The organism is Burkholderia ubonensis, from assembly GCF_902833085.1.
GTDB classification, from domain to species: domain Bacteria; phylum Pseudomonadota; class Gammaproteobacteria; order Burkholderiales; family Burkholderiaceae; genus Burkholderia; species Burkholderia ubonensis.
Map to the genome: position 1 here is coordinate 161697 of NZ_CADFEB010000014.1, position 18587 is coordinate 180283.

14 protein-coding genes are annotated in these 18587 nt (G+C 67.0%); 2 read left to right on the forward strand and 12 right to left on the reverse strand.

Translation table 11 applies throughout. The features are described from left to right. Positions 1–48: 48 nt before the first annotated feature. Entirely contained in the window at positions 49–423 is a 375-nt protein-coding gene (locus HWX31_RS33175) for a hypothetical protein (RefSeq protein ID WP_174959425.1), read from the forward strand. Positions 424–545: 122 nt separating this feature from the next. Here HWX31_RS33175 and HWX31_RS33180 read toward each other — a convergent pair whose 3' ends face one another. From HWX31_RS33180 to HWX31_RS33190, 3 genes are all read right to left on the reverse strand, one after another. Continuing rightward, complete coding sequence (locus tag HWX31_RS33180) at positions 546–2012, reverse strand: glutamate synthase subunit beta (RefSeq protein WP_059636779.1); 1467 nt, start codon at positions 2010–2012, stop codon at positions 546–548. Positions 2013–2097: 85 nt separating this feature from the next. Continuing rightward, positions 2098–6801, reverse strand: a complete 4704-nt coding sequence (locus HWX31_RS33185) for a glutamate synthase-related protein (protein ID WP_174959423.1) — start codon at positions 6799–6801, stop codon at positions 2098–2100. A gap of 291 nt (positions 6802–7092) precedes the next feature. Then, positions 7093–7806, reverse strand: coding sequence for a transposase (locus HWX31_RS33190; RefSeq protein ID WP_174959421.1), 714 nt, complete (start codon positions 7804–7806; stop codon positions 7093–7095). A 191-nt stretch (positions 7807–7997) separates the two neighbouring features. On the opposite strand from HWX31_RS33190, the gene HWX31_RS33195 reads away from it, so the two are divergent. Further along, positions 7998–8729: an OmpW/AlkL family protein gene (locus HWX31_RS33195; RefSeq protein ID WP_174959419.1), complete on the forward strand. Its 732-nt coding sequence runs from the start codon at positions 7998–8000 to the stop codon at positions 8727–8729. Between the two features lie 137 nt (positions 8730–8866). Here HWX31_RS33195 and ugpQ read toward each other — a convergent pair whose 3' ends face one another. The 9 genes from ugpQ to HWX31_RS33240 all read right to left on the reverse strand — a co-directional run bounded on the left by ugpQ (position 8867) and on the right by HWX31_RS33240 (position 18582). Continuing rightward, entirely contained in the window at positions 8867–9631 is a 765-nt protein-coding gene (ugpQ, locus tag HWX31_RS33200; protein WP_174959417.1) for a glycerophosphodiester phosphodiesterase, read from the reverse strand. Between the two features lie 30 nt (positions 9632–9661). Next, on the reverse strand, positions 9662–10747 hold the full coding sequence (locus HWX31_RS33205; RefSeq protein ID WP_174959415.1) for a sn-glycerol-3-phosphate import ATP-binding protein UgpC: 1086 nt from the start codon (positions 10745–10747) through the stop codon (positions 9662–9664). Positions 10748–10779: 32 nt separating this feature from the next. Beyond that, positions 10780–11625 (reverse strand): sn-glycerol-3-phosphate ABC transporter permease UgpE, encoded by an 846-nt coding sequence (ugpE, locus tag HWX31_RS33210; RefSeq protein ID WP_045566798.1) that lies wholly within the window; start codon positions 11623–11625, stop codon positions 10780–10782. Next, on the reverse strand, positions 11622–12506 hold the full coding sequence (ugpA, locus tag HWX31_RS33215) for a sn-glycerol-3-phosphate ABC transporter permease UgpA (protein ID WP_059551633.1): 885 nt from the start codon (positions 12504–12506) through the stop codon (positions 11622–11624). Before ugpA ends, ugpE begins: the two co-directional genes overlap by 4 nt. A 96-nt stretch (positions 12507–12602) precedes the next feature. Next, positions 12603–13937, reverse strand: coding sequence for a sn-glycerol-3-phosphate ABC transporter substrate-binding protein UgpB (gene ugpB / locus HWX31_RS33220; protein ID WP_174959413.1), 1335 nt, complete (start codon positions 13935–13937; stop codon positions 12603–12605). Between the two features lie 91 nt (positions 13938–14028). Then, positions 14029–15237 (reverse strand): deoxyguanosinetriphosphate triphosphohydrolase, encoded by a 1209-nt coding sequence (locus tag HWX31_RS33225; protein WP_174959411.1) that lies wholly within the window; start codon positions 15235–15237, stop codon positions 14029–14031. Between the two features lie 41 nt (positions 15238–15278). Next, the gene (aroB, locus tag HWX31_RS33230) at positions 15279–16358 is read right to left on the reverse strand and encodes a 3-dehydroquinate synthase (protein ID WP_059487581.1); all 1080 of its coding nucleotides are present in this window, start codon (positions 16356–16358) and stop codon (positions 15279–15281) included. After that, positions 16355–16909: a shikimate kinase gene (locus HWX31_RS33235; RefSeq protein ID WP_076477733.1), complete on the reverse strand. Its 555-nt coding sequence runs from the start codon at positions 16907–16909 to the stop codon at positions 16355–16357. Before HWX31_RS33235 ends, aroB begins: the two co-directional genes overlap by 4 nt. A 41-nt stretch (positions 16910–16950) precedes the next feature. After that, positions 16951–18582 carry a type IV pilus secretin PilQ gene (locus tag HWX31_RS33240; RefSeq protein ID WP_244143912.1) on the reverse strand — a complete coding sequence of 544 codons (1632 nt, stop codon included), beginning with the start codon at positions 18580–18582 and terminating at the stop codon, positions 16951–16953. Between the last annotated feature and the right edge of the window lie 5 nt (positions 18583–18587).

The window sequence follows — 18587 nt, forward strand, 5'->3', positions numbered from 1 at the left end:
GCGAGGGGGATTCAACTTCACCGACCAGAACCCTATCCGGACGCGTTCATGATCTCGGCCATCCTTCGCCACGCCATTCGCCTCGCACTAATGCTCGTCGCTGCAGCCATCGCGTTCGTCGTGTTGTTCATTGCCGTCGCCGGGATTGCCCGCTACGAGCGGGACGACCGCCATTGTCCCGACGCGCCGCTCGCGGCACTCGAGGCAAAAATTCTCACGTTCGTCAAAGCGAACGGTATCGATCCGGACGAAATCGAATTCATCGGCATGCCCCGCTACCATGCCGACAAGCTCGGCTGGTGGGGATTCGATCTGAAATCTCGCAAAGCAAGCTACGTGGCCACGATCGATTGCGAGCATCGCGTCACGGGCTTCGGGAAAATCCAGATGTTTCCGCTCGAACCGGCAACGCCGACGCAATAGCGTCGCTCGCCGGCCGGCATCGAACCGCACACGGTTGGTCCGTGGCCGCCAGTCGGTCCACAAAAAAAACCGGGCGCCCTCTCGGACGCCCGGCTTTCATCGAAACCCGCTCGCGATGATACTCAGCGCGGCAGTTCCGAATGCCCCATCAGGTATGCATCGACCGACCGCGCGCATTGCCGGCCTTCGCGGATCGCCCACACCACGAGCGACTGGCCGCGGCGCATGTCGCCCGCCGCGAACACCTTGTCGACCGACGTGTAATACGCGCGATCGCCTTCGGTCGCCGCACGCGCGTTGCCGCGCGCGTCCTTGTCGACGCCGAATGCCTCGAGCACCGGAGAAGCCGGCTGCGTGAAGCCCATTGCGAGCAGCACGAGGTCGGCCTTCATCTCGAATTCCGAGCCCGGCACTTCCTGCATCTTGCCGTCCTTCCACTCGACGCGCGCCGCGATCAGCTTCTCGACCTTGCCGTTCTTGCCTTCGAAGCGCTTCGTCGCGACCGCCCAGTCACGCTCGCAGCCTTCCTCGTGCGACGACGACGTGCGCAGCTTGATCGGCCAGTACGGCCACACGAGCGGCTTGTTTTCCTCTTCGGGCGGCTGCGGCAGCAGCTCGAACTGCGTGACGCCCTTCGCGCCGTGACGGTTCGACGTGCCGACGCAGTCCGAACCCGTGTCGCCGCCGCCGATCACGACGACGTGCTTGCCCTTCGCGAGCAGCTGGTCGACGAGTTTGTCGCCGGCGTTCACGCGGTTCTGCTGCGGCAGGAAGTCCATCGCGTAGTGGATGCCGGCCAGCTCGCGGCCCGGCACCGGCAGGTCGCGCGGCGTTTCCGAGCCGCCCGCGATCACCACCGCGTCGAACTCCTCCTTCAGCGTCGCCGGCGAAATGGTTTCCTTCGCCATGTTGCCGATCGAGTCCGGCAGCGCGTCCTTGCCGATGAACACGCTGGTGCGGAACGTCACGCCTTCCGCTTCCATCTGGCGCATCCGGCGGTCGATCAGCCACTTCTCGAGCTTGAAGTCGGGAATCCCGTAGCGCAGCAGGCCGCCGATCCGGTCGCTCTTCTCGAACACCGTCACGTCATGGCCCGCGCGCGCGAGCTGCTGCGCGGCGGCGAGGCCCGCGGGGCCGGAGCCGACGACCGCGACCTTCTTGCCCGTCTTGTGCGCGGCCGGCTGCGGCTGCACCCAGCCTTCCGCCCATGCCTTGTCGATGATCGCGTGCTCGATCGACTTGATGCCGACCGGGTCGTCGTTGATCCCGAGCGTGCACGCCGCTTCGCACGGCGCCGGGCAGATGCGGCCCGTGAACTCCGGGAAGTTGTTGGTCGAATGCAGGACTTCGATCGCCTGCTGCCAGTCCTGGCGATACACCAGGTCGTTGAAGTCCGGGATGATGTTGTTGACCGGGCAGCCGTTGTTGCAGAACGGGATGCCGCAATCCATGCAGCGCGCGCCCTGGACCTTCGCGTCCGCGTCGGACAGCGCCTGGACGAATTCCTTGTAATGCTTCACGCGCGTGAGCGGTGCCTCGTACGCCTCGTGGCGGCGTTCGAACTCCAGAAAACCGGTTGCCTTGCCCATAAGGTGCTCTTCTGATTCCGTGTATCGGGTGGGGGAGCCGCGCGGCCCGTCAGGCGCGCGCGGCCTCTGCTGTGTCGTTCGTCGCTCAGGCGGCCAGTTCTTCCTTCGCCGCCTTCTTCGCGCCGATCTCGCCCAGCGCGCGCTTGTATTCGTGCGGGAACACCTTCACGAACTGGCGGCGCGCCGCGTCCCAGTTTTCCAGCAGCGATTTCGCGCGCGGCGAACCGGTGAACTGGAAATGACGCTCGACGAGCCCCTTGAGCAGCGCTTCGTCCGTCGTGCCCGCATGCCAGAGCGCGCGGTCGACCGTGCGCTCCTGCTCGGCCTGCTGCAGCACCGGATCGAGCGCGACCATCGACTTGTTGCACTTCGCCGCGAACGTGCCTTCCGGGTCGTACACGTACGCGACGCCGCCCGACATGCCGGCCGCGAAGTTGCGCCCCGTCTCGCCGAGCACGACGACCGTGCCGCCCGTCATGTATTCGCAGCCGTGGTCGCCCGTGCCCTCGACGACCGCCGTCGCGCCCGAGTTGCGCACGCAGAAGCGCTCGCCGGCGACGCCGCGGAAGAACGCTTCGCCTTCGATCGCGCCGTACATCACCGTGTTGCCGCAGATGATGTTTTCCTCGGACTTGCCGCGGAAGTCGTTGGTCGGGCGAATGATGATCCGGCCGCCCGACAGGCCCTTGCCGACGTAGTCGTTGCCGTCGCCGACGAGATCGAGCGTCACGCCCTTCGCGAGGAACGCGCCGAAGCTCTGGCCCGCCGTGCCCTTCAGCTGGATGTGCACCGCGTCGTCGTCGAGGCCGTCGTGGCCATGCTTCTTCGCGATCGCGCCCGACAGCATCGCGCCGACCGTGCGGTTCACGTTGCGCACCGGCTGGATGAACGACACGTGCTCGCCGTTCTCGATCGCCGCCTTCGCCTTCTCGATCAGCACGTGGTCGAGCGCGCGCTCGAGGCCGTGGTCCTGCACGTCGACGTGACGCGGCGCGACGTCCTCGCAGTCTTCCGGCTGGTAGAACACGCGCGAGAAGTCGAGGCCCTTGGCCTTCCAGTGCTCGATGCCCTTGCGGGTGTCGAGCAGGTCCGCGCGGCCGACCAGGTCGTCGAACTTCGCGATGCCGAGCTGCGCCATGATCTCGCGCACTTCCTCGGCGACGAAGAAGAAGTAGTTGACGACGTGTTCCGGCTGGCCCGAGAACTTCGCGCGCAGCACCGGGTCCTGCGTCGCGACGCCGACCGGGCACGTGTTCAGGTGGCACTTGCGCATCATGATGCAGCCCTCGACGACGAGCGGCGCCGTCGCGAAGCCGAATTCGTCCGCGCCGAGCAGCGCGCCGATCACGACGTCGCGGCCGGTCTTCATCTGACCGTCGGCCTGCACGCGGATGCGGCCGCGCAGGCGGTTCAGCACCAGCGTCTGCTGCGTTTCGGCGAGGCCGAGCTCCCACGGCGTGCCCGCGTGCTTGACCGACGACAGCGGCGACGCGCCGGTGCCGCCGTCATGGCCGGCGATCACGACGTGATCGGCCTTCGCCTTCGCGACGCCCGCCGCGACCGTGCCGACGCCCACTTCCGACACGAGCTTCACCGAGATGCTCGAGCTCGGGTTCACGTTCTTCAGATCGTGGATCAGTTGCGCCAGATCCTCGATCGAATAGATGTCGTGGTGCGGCGGCGGCGAGATCAGGCCGACGCCCGGCACCGAGTAGCGCAGCTTGCCGATGTAGTCGGACACCTTGTGGCCCGGCAGCTGCCCGCCTTCGCCCGGCTTCGCGCCCTGCGCCATCTTGATCTGGATCTGGTCGGCCGATGCCAGGTACTCGGCCGTCACGCCGAAGCGGCCCGACGCGACCTGCTTGATCTTCGAGCGCAGCGAATCGCCGTCCTTCAGCGGGATGTCGCTGACGATCTCGTCGCCGATCACCGACTTCAGCGACTCGCCCGACTTGATCGGAATGCCGCGCAGCTCGTTGCGGTAGCGCTTCTCGTCCTCGCCGCCCTCGCCGGTGTTCGACTTGCCGCCGATCCGGTTCATCGCGATCGCGAGCGTCGCGTGCGCCTCGGTGCTGATCGAGCCGAGCGACATCGCGCCCGTCGCGAAGCGCTTGACGATGTCCTTCGCCGGTTCGACTTCGTCGATCGGGATCGCCTTCGCCGGCGACACCTTGAACTCGAACAGGCCGCGGAACGTCATGTGGCGCTTCGTCTGATCGTTGATCAGGTGCGCGTATTCCTTGTACGTCTGGTACGAATTGCTGCGCGTCGCGTGCTGCAGCTTCGCGATCGAATCCGGCGTCCACATGTGGTCTTCGCCGCGGATCCGGTACGCGTACTCGCCGCCCGCGTCGAGCATGTCGCGCAGCACCGGGTTGTCGCCGAACGCGTCGCGATGCAGGCGGATCGCCTCTTCCGCGACTTCGAACAGGCCGATGCCGCCGACCTTCGACGCCGTGCCCTTGAAGTACTTCTCGACGAGGTCGGCCGCGAGGCCGAGCGCTTCGAAGATCTGCGCGCCCGTGTACGACATGTACGTCGAGATGCCCATCTTCGACATGACCTTCTGCAGGCCCTTGCCGACCGCCTTCGTGAAGTTGTACACCGCCTTTTCCGGCGACAGGTCGCCCTTCAGGCCGTCGGCCATCTGCGCGAGCGTTTCCATCGCGAGGTACGGGTGGACCGCTTCCGCGCCGTAGCCGGCGAGCAGCGCGAAGTGGTGCGTCTCGCGCGCCGAGCCCGTCTCGACGACGAGGCCCGTGCTGGTGCGCAGCCCCTGCTGGACGAGGTGCGTGTGGATCGCCGAGGTCGCGAGCAGCGCGGGGATCGCGACGTTCTCGGCGTCGGTCTTGCGGTCCGACACGATCAGGATGTTGTAGCCCGACTTCACCGCGTCGACGGCTTCCGCGCACAGCGACGCGAGGCGCGCCTCGATGCCGGCCTTGCCCCACGCGACCGGGTAGCAGATGCTCAGCTCGTACGAGCTGAACTTGCCGCCGGTGTACTGGTCGATCGCGCGGATCTTCGCGATGTCCTTGAAGTCGAGCACCGGCTGCGACACTTCGAGCCGCATCGGCGGGTTGATGTTGTTCGTGTCGAGCAGGTTCGGCTTCGGGCCGATGAACGACACGAGCGACATCACCATGTTCTCGCGGATCGGGTCGATCGGCGGGTTCGTGACCTGCGCGAACAGCTGCTTGAAGTAGTGATAGAGCGTCTTGTTCTTGTTCGACATCACCGCGAGCGGCGAGTCGTTGCCCATCGAGCCGACCGCTTCCTCGCCTTGCTGCGCCATCGGCGCCATCAGGAACTTCAGGTCTTCCTGCGTATAGCCGAACGCCTGCTGGCGATCGAGCAGCGCGGCGCCCACGGTGCGGCCCGCGGCGACTTCCTCGGCCTTCGGCTCGATCTCGTCGAGCTTGATGCGCACGGCGTCGATCCAGCTCTTGTACGGCTTCGCGTTCGCGAGGTTGTCCTTGAGCTCCTTGTCGTCGATGATGCGGCCGTGCTCCATGTCGATCAGGAACATCTTGCCCGGCTGCAGGCGCCACTTCTTGACGATCTTCGATTCGGGGATCGGCAGCGTGCCGGCTTCCGACGCCATGATCACGAGGTCGTCGTCGGTCACGATGTAGCGCGCCGGGCGCAGGCCGTTGCGGTCGAGCGTCGCGCCGATCTGGCGGCCGTCCGTGAACGCGATCGCGGCGGGGCCGTCCCACGGCTCCATCATCGCGGCGTGGTATTCGTAGAACGCGCGGCGGTTCTCGTCCATCAGCGTGTGCTGCTCCCACGCTTCCGGGATCATCATCATCACCGCGTGCACGAGCGGATAGCCGGCCATGACGAGCAGTTCGAGACAGTTGTCGAACGAAGCCGTGTCCGACTGGCCCGGGTAGATCAGCGGCCAGAGCTTCGGCAGGTCGTCGCCGAGCACGTGGCTCGCGATCGCGCCGGTGCGGGCGTTCAGCCAGTTGACGTTGCCCTTCACGGTGTTGATCTCGCCGTTGTGCGCGATCATCCGGTACGGGTGGGCCAGCTCCCAGGCCGGGAACGTGTTGGTCGAGAAGCGCTGGTGCACGAGCGCGAGCGCCGACACGACGCGCGCGTCCTGCAGGTCGCGGTAGTACACGCCGACCTGGCCGGCCAGCAGCAGGCCCTTGTAGACGATCGTGCGCGCCGACATCGACGGCACGAAGTATTCCTTGCCGTGCTTCAGCTTGAGCGCCTGGATCCGGTGGCTGGCGGTCTTGCGGATCACGTAGAGCTTACGCTCGAGCGCGTCCGTCACCATGATGTCCTTGCCGCGGCCGATGAAGATCTGGCGGATCAGCGGCTCGGTCGCCTTCACGGTCGGCGAGATCGGCATCGCGTGGTCGACCGGCACGTCGCGCCAGCCCAGCACCACCTGCCCCTCGGCCTTCACGGTGCGCTCGAGCTCCTGCTCGCACGCGATCCGCGACGCGTTTTCCTTCGGCAGGAAGATCATCCCCACGCCGTACTCGCCGGCGGGCGGCAGCGTCACGCCCTGCTTCGCCATTTCCTCGCGGTAGAACGCATCCGGAATCTGGATCAGGATCCCCGCGCCGTCGCCCATCAGCGGATCGGCGCCGACCGCGCCGCGGTGGTCGAGATTCTCGAGGATCTTCAGACCCTGTTCGATGATCTCGTGGCTCTTCTTGCCCTTGATGTGAGCGACGAAGCCGACGCCGCAGGCGTCGTGTTCGTTTTGCGGGTCGTACAGACCTTGCGCGGCGGGCACCGCGGTGAGCGGCTGCTGGTGGTCGTTCATGGGGACACCGTCGTAAAGGGGCCTCGAGGGCCGTTGAACCATTTTCTTGTTGCCGCCGTTTCCGGCTCCGGCAGGAGTCGGCGCGGCCGACAGTGGGCTGGGCAGGCTTCGCCCGGAACCACCGGAATTCGGAATATACGCGACGAATCAAAGGAATAGCAACAAAAACCGCTTGATGTGACCCCGTTTAAACGGATGCATCGATCTGGTGCCATTTTATTGGGGCCGTATCGTTTTGGTGCAAAAAGAAGCGGCGCTCACGGCGCCGCCTCCTGGTCCGCCTGCCCGCGCCTATTGCTGGATCGGCGGTGTGTTCTCGCGCACCTTTCGAGGGCGTCCGCGCGGCAGCGGCGACACGCGCCGGTTTGCGGTGCGCGCCGCCCATTCGCGATAGGTCTCGCCGCCGAGCACCCAGCCCTTCAGCGTCGCCTGCTGCAGCTGGTCGGCCTGCCGCTCGTCGAGCGGCTGCTCGCACAGCTCCTTGTACGCGCGCTGCCGTTCGAACGGCGTATTGCCGAGCGCCCAGTAGAGCGGATGGTCGGTGATCAGGCTGTCGACGGTGAGCCCGACGTGATGCCGGTAGCTCGACCACCGATAGGCGTCGGGCGTCGCGCCGAGCTGCGCGCGCACCGGGCTCAGCTCGACCACGCGGCTCGCGAGCAGGAAATATCGCTCACCTTCGATCACCGTCGCGCGATAGCGGCCTTCCCACAGGGTGCCGCGCCGCGAATAGCGGCGGTTGAAATGCGCGACGTAGCGACGTCCGACCGCCTGCATCGCCTTCGGCAGGCTGGCCTCGTCGCTCGGCGTCACGAGCAGCTGCACCTGGCGCGGCAACAGCACGTACGCGTGCACCGCCAGATGATGATCGCGCGCCGCGGCCTTCAGGCAATCGATGAAGAGCTCGTAGTCCTGGTCGTCGACGAACGCGGGTTGCTGATCCAGGCCGCGCAATATCACGTGCTGCGGCTGGTCGGGAACGTAGAGTCGTGCTAACCGTGCCATGCTGAATGTCCGTTTGATCGCGTTAGGAAATACCCGAAGGTCCAATTGTGCGCACTTGCGTAGAATCCTCCCGCTCTCGCGCTGAATCGTACGGTCGTGCGAATCCTAGGGAGAAAACTCTAACTTACAAGCTTGTTTGGTTTTAAACGCAGTAGTCATAATGAGCACGCCTTTGATCGGAGGAGACAAAATTGAAACGAAAACTGGCCATTACGGGGGCCGCAGCGCTCGCGTTCACGTTCGCGGGTAGCACGGCACACGCGCAATCCGCAGGTAGCTTTTACGTCAGCACCGGCTGGCTCCATCTTTCGCCGCAGGACAGCAGCGATCCGCTGTTCGTCTACCGTGTCGGCGGAACGCCCGTCAACCAAGCCGTTCCCGGTACCGGTGCAGGCATCAGTGATGCCGACACCATCGGCCTCGCAGCGGGCTATTTCGTCACCGACCACATCTCCACCGAATTCATCGCCGGGATACCACCGAAGTTCGACATTACCGGCAAGGGTCGGTTCGAAAATTTCGGCGTGCTCGGTCGCGCGTATCAGTGGAGCCCTGCAGTGCTGCTCCGATACCACTTCAACGAAGCCAACGCCAAGTTCCGGCCGTACGTCGGCATCGGCGCGACGTACGTGTGGTTCACCGGCGCGAAGATCACGAACGGCGCGTTCGAGAACGGCGTGCTCGGCGGCCCGACCAGCGCGACGACCAGCAACCAGTGGGCGCCCGTCTTCAACGCCGGCTTCACGTACAACTTCACCGACCACTGGTTTGCCGGCCTGTCGATTTCGTACATCCCGGTGAGCGTCACCGCAACCTTCACGTCGGCGAAGCGGACCCAGGTCGGCACCCTGACCGAAACGTCGAAGGCCAAGATCAACCTCAACCCGATCGTCACGTACCTTAACGTCGGCTACCGTTTCTAAGCGTAGTCGAATATTTGGGGAATGGTTAATCCCGCTGCAATTTGTAGCGGAATTTTCCTGGCGTTACCCCTCCGCAAAGCAGAACGCCCCGGACGGAAACCCGCCGGGGCGTCGTTTTTTCGCGTCAGATTCGCTCGCTAGAGGATTCCGTCCAGCGCATGCGGGCCGATCAGGTCGATCCGGTCGGTGCAGACCGCGTCGACGCCCCAGCGCACGAGCTCGCGCGCCCGTTCGGGGTCATTGACCGTGTAAACCAGGATGCGCAGCCCGGCCGCCTTGATCGCGCGCACGAGCGGCTCGTCGAGCCGTGTGTGGTCCGCGTGCAGCGACACGCAGCCGAGCGCGTCGACCGCCTGCGCGTACCAGTCGTCCGGCACCGCCTCGTAAAGCATCCCGCACGGCAACTCGGGCGCCGTTTCGCGCGCTTGCTGCAGCGCATCGAAAGAAAACGACGACAACAGCGGCGGCACCGCGGCGTCGCGCCAGTACGCAGCCGCGTCCGCGGCCACGCGCTGGCCGGTTTCGCGCTCGCGGCCCGGGCACGGCTTGATCTCGACGTTCGCCGCCAGCCCGAGCGCGATGCAGCGCGCCGCCGCCGCCTCGAACGTCGGCATCCGCTCGCCCGCGAAGCGCGCGTCGAACCACGCGCCGGCGTCGAGCGCCGCGAGTTCCGCGTAGCGCATTCGCGCCGCCGGCCCGTGGCCGTCCGAGGTCCGGTCGACCGTATCGTCGTGCAGCAGGAACGTGATGTCGTCGGCCGACAGCTTCGCGTCGAATTCGACCATCGCGTGGCCGCGCCGCGCGCCTTCGTCGAGCGCGGCGAGCGTGTTCTCCGGTGCGAGCGTGCCGCCGCCGCGATGGGCGACGACGCGCGGATAGGGCCAGTCGGTACGGGTTGTCATCGTTTTGGTCTCGCGGCAGGTGCTGCAGGGTCAGCCGGCACGCTTGCCGGTCTCGGGATCGAAGAAATGCAGCCGGTGCGCGGGCAGCGCGGCCGCCAGCGCCGTGCCGCGCGCGGGACGGTCCGCGTGCGGCAGGCGCACCGCGACGTCGTGATTGCCCCAGCGGCCGTGCGCGAGATTGTCCGCGCCGAGCAGCTCGCACGAGTCGACCGGCAGCGTCGCCTGCGCGACGCCCGGCTGCGGCGTCATGTGTTCGGGACGCACGCCGAGCACCCAGTCGCGCCCGGTGGCGATCTCCGCGCCGATGCCGGGCGCGCCGGCGACCGGCAGCGCGGGGCCGCCGCCCGCGACCGTAAACGTCGCGCCGTCGTCCGACAGCCGGCCGTGCATCAGGTTCATCGCAGGCGAGCCGATGAAGCCCGCGACGAACACCGTTGCCGGCTTCTCGTACACGTCGACCGGCGCGCCGATCTGCTCCGCGTAGCCGCGGTTCATCACGATCACGCGCTGCGCGAGCGTCATCGCCTCGATCTGGTCGTGCGTCACGTACACGCTCGTCGTCGCGAGCCGCGCATGCAGCCGCTGGATCTCGAGCCGCATCTGCACGCGCAGCTTCGCGTCGAGGTTCGACAGCGGCTCGTCGAACAGGAACACCGACGGCTCGCGCACGATCGCGCGCCCCATCGCGACGCGCTGCCGCTGGCCGCCCGACAGCTCGCGCGGCCGCCGCGCGAGCAGCGGCTCGAGCTCGAGGATCTTCGCGGCCGCGGCGACGCGCGCGTCGATCGTCGCGCGCTCGACGCCGCGGATCTTCAGCCCGTAGCCCATGTTCTGCGCGACCGTCATGTGCGGGTACAGCGCATAGTTCTGGAACACCATCGCGATGTCGCGATCCTTCGGCTCGAGCGCGTTGACGACGCGCTCGCCGATCGCGATCTCGCCGTCCGTCACGCTCTCGAGCCCTGCGATCATCCGCAGGAGCGTCGACTTGCCGCAGCCCGACGGCCCGACCAGCACGATGAATTCGCCGTCGGCAATTTCGACGTCGATGCCGTGCAGCACCTGCTGCTTTCCGTCATAGGATTTCCTGACGCCCTTCAAGCTCAGCGCAGCCATACGTCGTCCTTCTCCTCGTAGCGTGTCCGTGGTTACTTTTCAGAATCGACGAGGCCGCGCACGAACCAGCGCTGCATCGCCAGCACGACGACGAGCGGCGGAATCATCGCCAGCAGCGTCGCCGCCATCACGTAATGCCATTCGGTCGCCGTGTCGCCGCTCGCGATCATCGTCTTGATGCCGACCACGGACGTCGACAGCGACGCCTCCGTCGTGATCAGGATCGGCCACAAGTACTGGTTCCACCCGTAGATGAAGGTGATCACGAACAGCGCGGCGATGCTCGTCTTCGACAGCGGCAGCACGACGTCCCAGAAGAAGCGCAGCGGCCCCGCGCCGTCGATGCGCGCCGCGTCCATCAGCTCGTCGGGCAGCGTCATGAAGAACTGGCGGAACAGGAAGGTCGCGGTCGCCGACGCGATCAGCGGCAGCGTGAGCCCCGCGTACGTGTTGGTCATATGCAGCGTCGACACGACCTGCACGGTCGGAAAGATCCGCACCTCGACCGGCAGCATCAGCGTGACGAAGATCAGCCAGAACGCCGTATTGCGGAACGGGAAGCGGAAATAGACGATCGCGTACGCGGACAGGATCGACACCGCGATCTTGCCGACCGCGATGCCGAGCGCCATCGCGAAGCTGTTGGCGAGCAGCAGGCCGAACGGCGCGGTCGTGCCGCCGCTGCCGTGCCGCCAGATGTACGCGACGTTCTCGATGAGATGCGTGCTCGGCACGAGCGACAGCGGCACCGTGAACACTTCCTGCGCGCTCATCGTCGCCGCGCAGAACGCGACGTAGACGGGAAACACGAGCAGCGCGACGCCCGCGATCAGCACCGCGTGGCAGAACAGGTCGAAGCCCTTGCGATTCTCGATCATGCGTATTGCACCCTGCGTTCGACGAAGCGGAACTGGATCACCGTCAGACCGACGACGATCGCCATCAGCACGACCGACTGCGCGCCCGAGCTGCCTATGTCGAGCCCCTGGAAGCCTTCCGCGAAGATCTTGTAGATCAGCGTCTTGGTGCTCTGCGCGGGGCCGCCGGCGGTCGCGGCGTCGATCACCGGGAACGTGTCGAAGAACGCGTAGACGAGGTTCACGACCAGCAGGAAGAAGCTCGTCGGCGACAGGAGCGGCAGCACCACGTGGAAGAAGCGCCGCACGGGCCCCGCCCCGTCGATCGCGGCCGCCTCGATCAGCGAGCGCGGGATCGCCTGCAGTCCCGCGTAGAAGAACAGGAAGTTGTAGCTCACCTGCTTCCACACCGACGCGAGCACGACCAGGAACATTGCCTGCCCGCCGTTCAGCGCGTGGTTCCAGACGATTCCCGACTTCGCGAGCGCATAGGTGACGAGGCCGATGCTCGGGTTGAACAGGAACGCCCACAGCACCGCGGCGATCGTCGGCGCGACCGCGTACGGCCAGATCAGCAGCGTGCGGTACGCGCGCGCGCCGCGCACCACGCGGTCCGCGCACGCGGCGAGCAGCAGCGACACGACGAGCCCGCTCACGGTGACGAGCGCGCTGAACACGAGCGTCGTGCGGAACGAGTCGAGATACAGCGGATCGGCGAACAGGTGCGCGAAGTTCGCGAAGCCGACGAACTCGCTCGACGTGCCGAACGCATCCTGCATCTGCGTCGACTGCCACAGCGCGACGCCGGCGGGCCACAGGAAGAACACGCCGGTGATCGCGAGCTGCGGCGCGATCAGCAGGTACGGCAACAGGCTCGTGCCGAAACGGGAACGGGATTGCATCGCGGAGATCCGGTCAGGCCAGAAGGCAAGGATGAACGGCCGCCGGCCGTCGCGCGGGTTCGTGCGACACGGCCGGCGGCTCAGGGCGAAGCGCGCTCAGCTGCCCGACTTCTCGAAGCGGCGCAGCAGTTCGTTGCCGCGCGTGGCCGCGGAATCGAGCGCATCCTTCGGCGCCTTCTTCTGCGCCCAGACCTGCTCGAACTCCTCGTCGACGATCGTGCGGATCTGCGGCATGTTGCCGAGCCGCAGCCCCTTCGTGTACGGCAGCGGCGGCTTGTTCATCATCTGCTTGATCGCGGTTTCCGCGCTCGGGTTCTTCGCGTAGAAGCCCTGCTGGCGCGTCAGGTCGTACGCGGCCGTCGTGACCGGCAGGTAGCCCGTGTCCTGGTGCCACTTCGCGGCGACCGCCGGCGAGCCCAGGTACGCGAGGAATTTCGCGACACCCTTGTAGGTCGCCGGATCCTTGCCCGCCAGCACCCACAGGCTCGCGCCGCCGATGATCGCGTTCTGCGGCGCCCCCTTCACATTCGCGTCGTACGGCATCATGCCGGTGCCGAACTCGAACTTCGCGAACTTGTGCAGCGTCGCGAGCGCGCCCGACGACGTCGTCATGATCCCGCAGTCGCCGCTGTAGAACTTCGACGACGCCTCGTCCTTGCGGCCCGCGTACGTGAACGTGCCGTCCTTCGCCATCTGCTGCAGGAACTGGACGTGCGCGACCTGCTGCGGCTTGTTGAACTCGAGCACCGCGTCGGTGCCGTCGAAGCCGTTGTTGCGGCTCGCGAACGGCAGGCCATGCCACGCGCTGTAGTTCTCGAGCTGGATCCAGCCCTGCCAGCCGGTCGTAAAGCCGCACGCCATGCCCGACTTGCGCAGCTTCTCCGCGTCGGCCTTCACTTCGTCCCAGGTCTTCGGCGGCTGGTTCGGGTCGAGCCCGGCCTTCTTGAACGCGTCCTTGTTGTAGTACAGCACCGGCGTCGAGCTGTTGAACGGCATCGACACCAGATGGCCCGTCTTCGCGTCGCTGTAGTAGCTCGCGATGGTCGGCACGAACGCCTTTTCGTCGAGCGGCACGCCGGCCTGCTTGAACACGTCGTAGACGGGCACCACCGCCTTCTTCGCCTGCATCATCGTCGCGGTGCCGACTTCGTAGACCTGAAGGATCGCCGGCGCGTTGCCGCTGCGGTACGCGGCGATACCCGCCGCGAGCGCCTGGTCGTAGGTGCCCTTGAACACCGGCACGATCTTGTAGTCGCTTTGCGACGCGTTGAACTGCGCGGCGATGTCGTTGACCCGCTCGCCGAGCGCGGCTTCCATCGCATGCCAGAACTGGATTTCCGTCGCCGCGAATGCTGCGTGCTGCGCGCCGACCATCAGCACGCCCCCGAGCGCGAGCGAGCGAACCAGCGTCCCTACGGGCTTCTTCTTCATCGACCTCTTCTCCTATGAAAACGATACCAACCGCATGTACGGCTTTCCCGTTGCCAGCGAACCGGCGAAGTCTAGTGATCGATTGTGACAGTCAGTTGTCGCTGACGACGAACAGCCGCTGGTATTCCTTCAGCGCGAATCGATCGGTCATGCCGGCAATGTAGTGGGCGACGAGGCGCGGCTGCTTCGCCGGATCGTCGGACTGGTACGGCGGCGGCAGCAGGCGAGGATCTTCGCAGAACGCGTCGAACAGGCCGGTGACGACGCGCTGCGCCTTGTTCGCCATCCTCATGACCTTGTAATGGCGGTACAGGTTCTTGAACAGGAAGCGCTTGAGCGCCGCGGCCTGCGCGGCGACCGCCTCGCTGTGCGCGACGATCGGCGGGGCCGCGCGCACGTCGTCGAGCGACGCCGGCGCGATGCGCGCGAGATTGCGCGTGGTTTCGTCGATCAGGTCGACGATCAGCGTATTGATGATGCGGCGCACCGTCTCGTGCACGAGACGCCGGCCTTCGAGATGCGGAAATTCGGCGAGCGCCTCGTCATGGTGGCGCTGCCAGAGCTCGACTTCCGCGAGCTGTTCGATCGTGACGAGCCCGGAGCGCAGGCCGTCGTCGACGTCATGGTTGTTGTACGCGATCTCGTCGGCGATGTTCGCGAGCTGCGCCTCGAGTGACGGCTGGCGCCCCAGCAGGAACCGCTCGCCGAGCGCGCCGAGCTTGCGCGCGTTCTCGCGCGAGCAGTGCTTGAGGATGCCCTCGCGCGTCTCGAAGCAGAGATTCAGGCCGTTGAACGCGCCGTAGTGCTCCTCGAGCTCGTCGACGACGGCGAGGCTCTGCAGGTTGTGCTCGAAGCCGCCGTGCTCGCGCATGCATGCGTTGAGCGCGTCCTGCCCCGCATGGCCGAACGGCGTATGGCCGAGGTCGTGCGCGAGCGAGATCGCCTCGACGAGATCCTCGTTCAGCCGCAGGTTGCGTGCGACCGAGCGCGCGATCTGCGCGACTTCGAGGCTGTGCGTGAGGCGGGTGCGGAACAGGTCGCCCTCGTGATTGACGAAGACCTGGGTCTTGTATTCGAGCCGGCGGAATGCGGTCGAGTGGACGATGCGGTCGCGGTCGCGCTGGAATTCGGTGCGGGCCGCCGGCGGCGGTTCCGGGTGGCGCCGTCCGCGCGAGCACGACGCGTGCGCGGCATACGGAGCGAGATGGGCTTCCAGCGCCGCCAGCGTCGGCGGCTCGGCCACCGCCGCGGCGGCTGCACGGCTGGCCTGGGGCAGTTTGCTGCTGGATGTCTCGCTCACGTCTCCTCCATGTCAGGGGCGCCGGGGCATCCGGGCCACAGTTACCGGGTCGTCTGCGCCAGTGTGGCGAACACGGCCTCGTCAGGCGCCGGCGCGATCAGCGTATCGCCGAAGCGCTTCAGCAGGATGAACTTGATCGCGCCGGCTTCCGCCTTCTTGTCGACGCGCATCAGGTCCATATAGCGTGCGTCGCCGAGCGCCGGCGCGCGGGTCGGCAGGTGCGCGGCCGCGATCACTGCGTCGAGGCGCTGCCGCGACGCTTCGTCCAGCAGGCCGAGCCGCACCGACAGGTCGCCCGCCATCACCATCCCGCAGCCGACCGCCTCGCCGTGCAGCCACTCGCCGTAGCCGAGCCCGGCCTCGATCGCGTGGCCGAACGTGTGGCCGAAGTTGAGGATCGCGCGCAGGCCGCCTTCGCGTTCGTCAGCCGCGACCACGCTCGCCTTGATCTCGCACGAGCGCTTGACGGCTTCGGCGAGCGCGCCGGGCTCGCGACGGTTCAATGCGTCGACGTTCGCCTCGATCCAGTCGAAGAACGCGGCGTCGGCGATCGCGCCGGTCTTGATGATTTCGGCGATGCCCGCCGCCAGTTCGCGCTCGGGCAGCGTCGTCAGCGCGCCGATGTCCGCGATCACCGCCTGCGGCTGGTAGAACGCGCCGATCATGTTCTTGCCGAGCGGGTGATTGATGCCGGTCTTGCCGCCGACCGACGAGTCGACCTGCGACAGCAGCGTCGTCGGCACCTGGATGAACGGTACGCCGCGCATGTAGCACGCGGCCGCAAAGCCCGTCATGTCGCCGACCACGCCGCCGCCGAGCGCGACGAGCGTGGTCTTGCGGTCCGCACGCTCGGTCAGCAGGCCGTCGAAGATCAGGTTCAGCGTTTCCCAGTTCTTGTACGCCTCGCCGTCCGGCAGCACGACCGTCGACACGCGCTTGCCGAGCGGCGCGAGCGCGGCGCGCAGCGCATCGCCGTAGAGCGGATCGACCGTCGTGTTCGTGACGATCGTGACGGACGAGCCCTTGATGTGGGGCGCGAACAGTTCGGTGCGGCCGATCAGGCCGGCGCCAATATGAATCGGATAGGCGCGGTCGCCCAGATCGACGTTGACAGTAATCATGCTTGTATAGGCTTGGCGACGACGCCTGCCATCTCGAGTTGCATCAGCACCATGTTGACGAGGCCGTTGACCGACGGGCGGCCGGTTTCGATGACGAAATCCGCGCATTCTCGATACAGCGGATCGCGCACTTCGTAGAGCGCTTCGAGACGCGCCTTCGGATCGTCGGTCTGCAGCAGCGGCCGGTTCTTGTCCTTGCGCGTGCGCAGCCACAGATCGTGCGGATTGGCGCGCAGATAGACGACGATGCCGCGGGATTTGAGGCATTCGCGGTTTTCGGGGCGCAGGATCGCGCCGCCGCCCGTCGCGAGCACGATGTGCTCGCGCTGCGCGAGCTCGGCGATCATCTGCGCTTCGCGGTCGCGAAACCCGGCTTCGCCTTCCATCTCGAAGATCACCGGAATGCGTGCGCCCGTCCGCGCCTCGATCTCGTGGTCGGAGTCGAAGAACGTCCTGTCGAGCCGGCGCGCGACCGCGCGGCCCACGGTGGTCTTACCCGCTCCCATAAGGCCGACGAAAAATACGTTTGCGTGTGGATCCCGCGCTTGCAACGGCTTTCCTTTGCTTCAATCTTGCTGGTGTGTGGCGCAGCTTACTGGCAAAGCGGCTGCCTTGTCGAGCCTGGGCCGGCGGCGTCCGGGCCGGTTTCGCCGGCCGCCGGCTCGCCGCCGCCAACCTCGTTGCAACGCGCGCCGACCACCGTCGGGGTGATGAAGACGACCAGCTCGCTGCGCTGGTCGCGCTGCGCGCGATGCCGAAACAGCGCACCCAGAATTGGTATTTTGCCCAAGAGCGGCACCCGCGTCACATCGTCCCGGCGTAACTGCTCGTAAATCCCGCCGATCGCGACCGTCCCGCCGTCCTCCACCTCGACTCGGGTCTGCACGTGCTTGGTATGGATCGCCGGGCCGGCCGCCGTCGGCTCGCCGACGCTGTCCTTCGTGACGTCGAGGTCGAGCACGACGCGCCCGTCCGGCGTGATCTGCGGTTCGACCTCGAGCTTCAGCGTCGCCCGGCGGAACTGCACACCGCTCACGCCGTTGCCGACCTTTGCCTGGTAAGGCAGCTCCGCGCCCTGCTCGACGATGGCCTTCGCGCGATCGGCCGTCACGACGCGTGGGCTCGACACGATCTGTCCCCGACCTTGCGCCTCGAGTGCGCTCAGCTCAACGTCGAGCACCCTGCTCAACGGCGCGGCGAACAGCGTAAAGCCGGCCGTGGCCGCGTCGAAGCCGCCGAGCGGCCGCGCGGCCAGGTCGAGCGCGTTGCGCGTCCCCGCGGCGAAGGCAGCGCCGTCCGCTGCCACCGCCCGCCCCTGGGCGCGCAACGCGAGGCGGGCGCCGAGATTGCGCGAAAAGCCCTGCTCGCCCTCGACGATGCGCGCCTCGATCCGGACCTGCCTCGACGGCCGGTCGATCGCGTCGATCAGGCCCGCAATCTGCGCGATGCGCGGCGCGAGATCGGTGACGAACAGCTGGTTCGTGCGCGAATCGGCCGCCGCCGCCCCGCGCTTCGACAGCAGGCGCTGCCCCGCCGCGCCGGTCAGGAGCCGCTGCACGTCCTGCGCGCGCGGATAGTGGAGCACGAAGGTGCGGCTGGCGAGCGGCTCGAGATCCGCCGCCCGCGCGTGCGCCTCGAAGCGTTCGCGCTCGCGCGCGGCCAGCTCAGCCGCGGGCGTGATCCAGATCACGTTGTCGCGCCGGGACATTGCGAGCCCATGCGTGTCGAGCAGCGTGTCGAACGCATTCCGCCAGCGGACATGGTTCAGACGTAGCGATACCGTGCCGCGCACCTGCTCGCTGACGATGATGTTGAGCCCCGTGAATCGGGCGAACGCGTCGAACGCGGCGGCCAGGCTGACGCCGTGCAGGTTCAGCGAGATCCGCCGGTCGTCGTCCGCATCGCCGGGCCGGCGCGCGGCGTCGCTCATGCGCACCGGCGGCGGCAACGGGATCGGCGGACCTTCCAGGGCCGGCGCCGTCGCTGCGATCGTCGCGGGCGCGACGCGCGGCGCCGGCTCCGGTTGCGGCGGCATCTCGGCCGGCGGCGGCGCTTGCCCGACGCTGCCGACACCATCGACGGCGCCTTGCGGCAGCGGCACGTCAGGCACATCCGGCCCGTCGGCGCGCCATGCCGCGGCCGGCCACACGCGCGGCAGCGGCGGCAACGCGCCCGACGCCGCGGCAGCGTATAACCCGATCCAGACAACTGCCGTTCTCAGCATGCTTC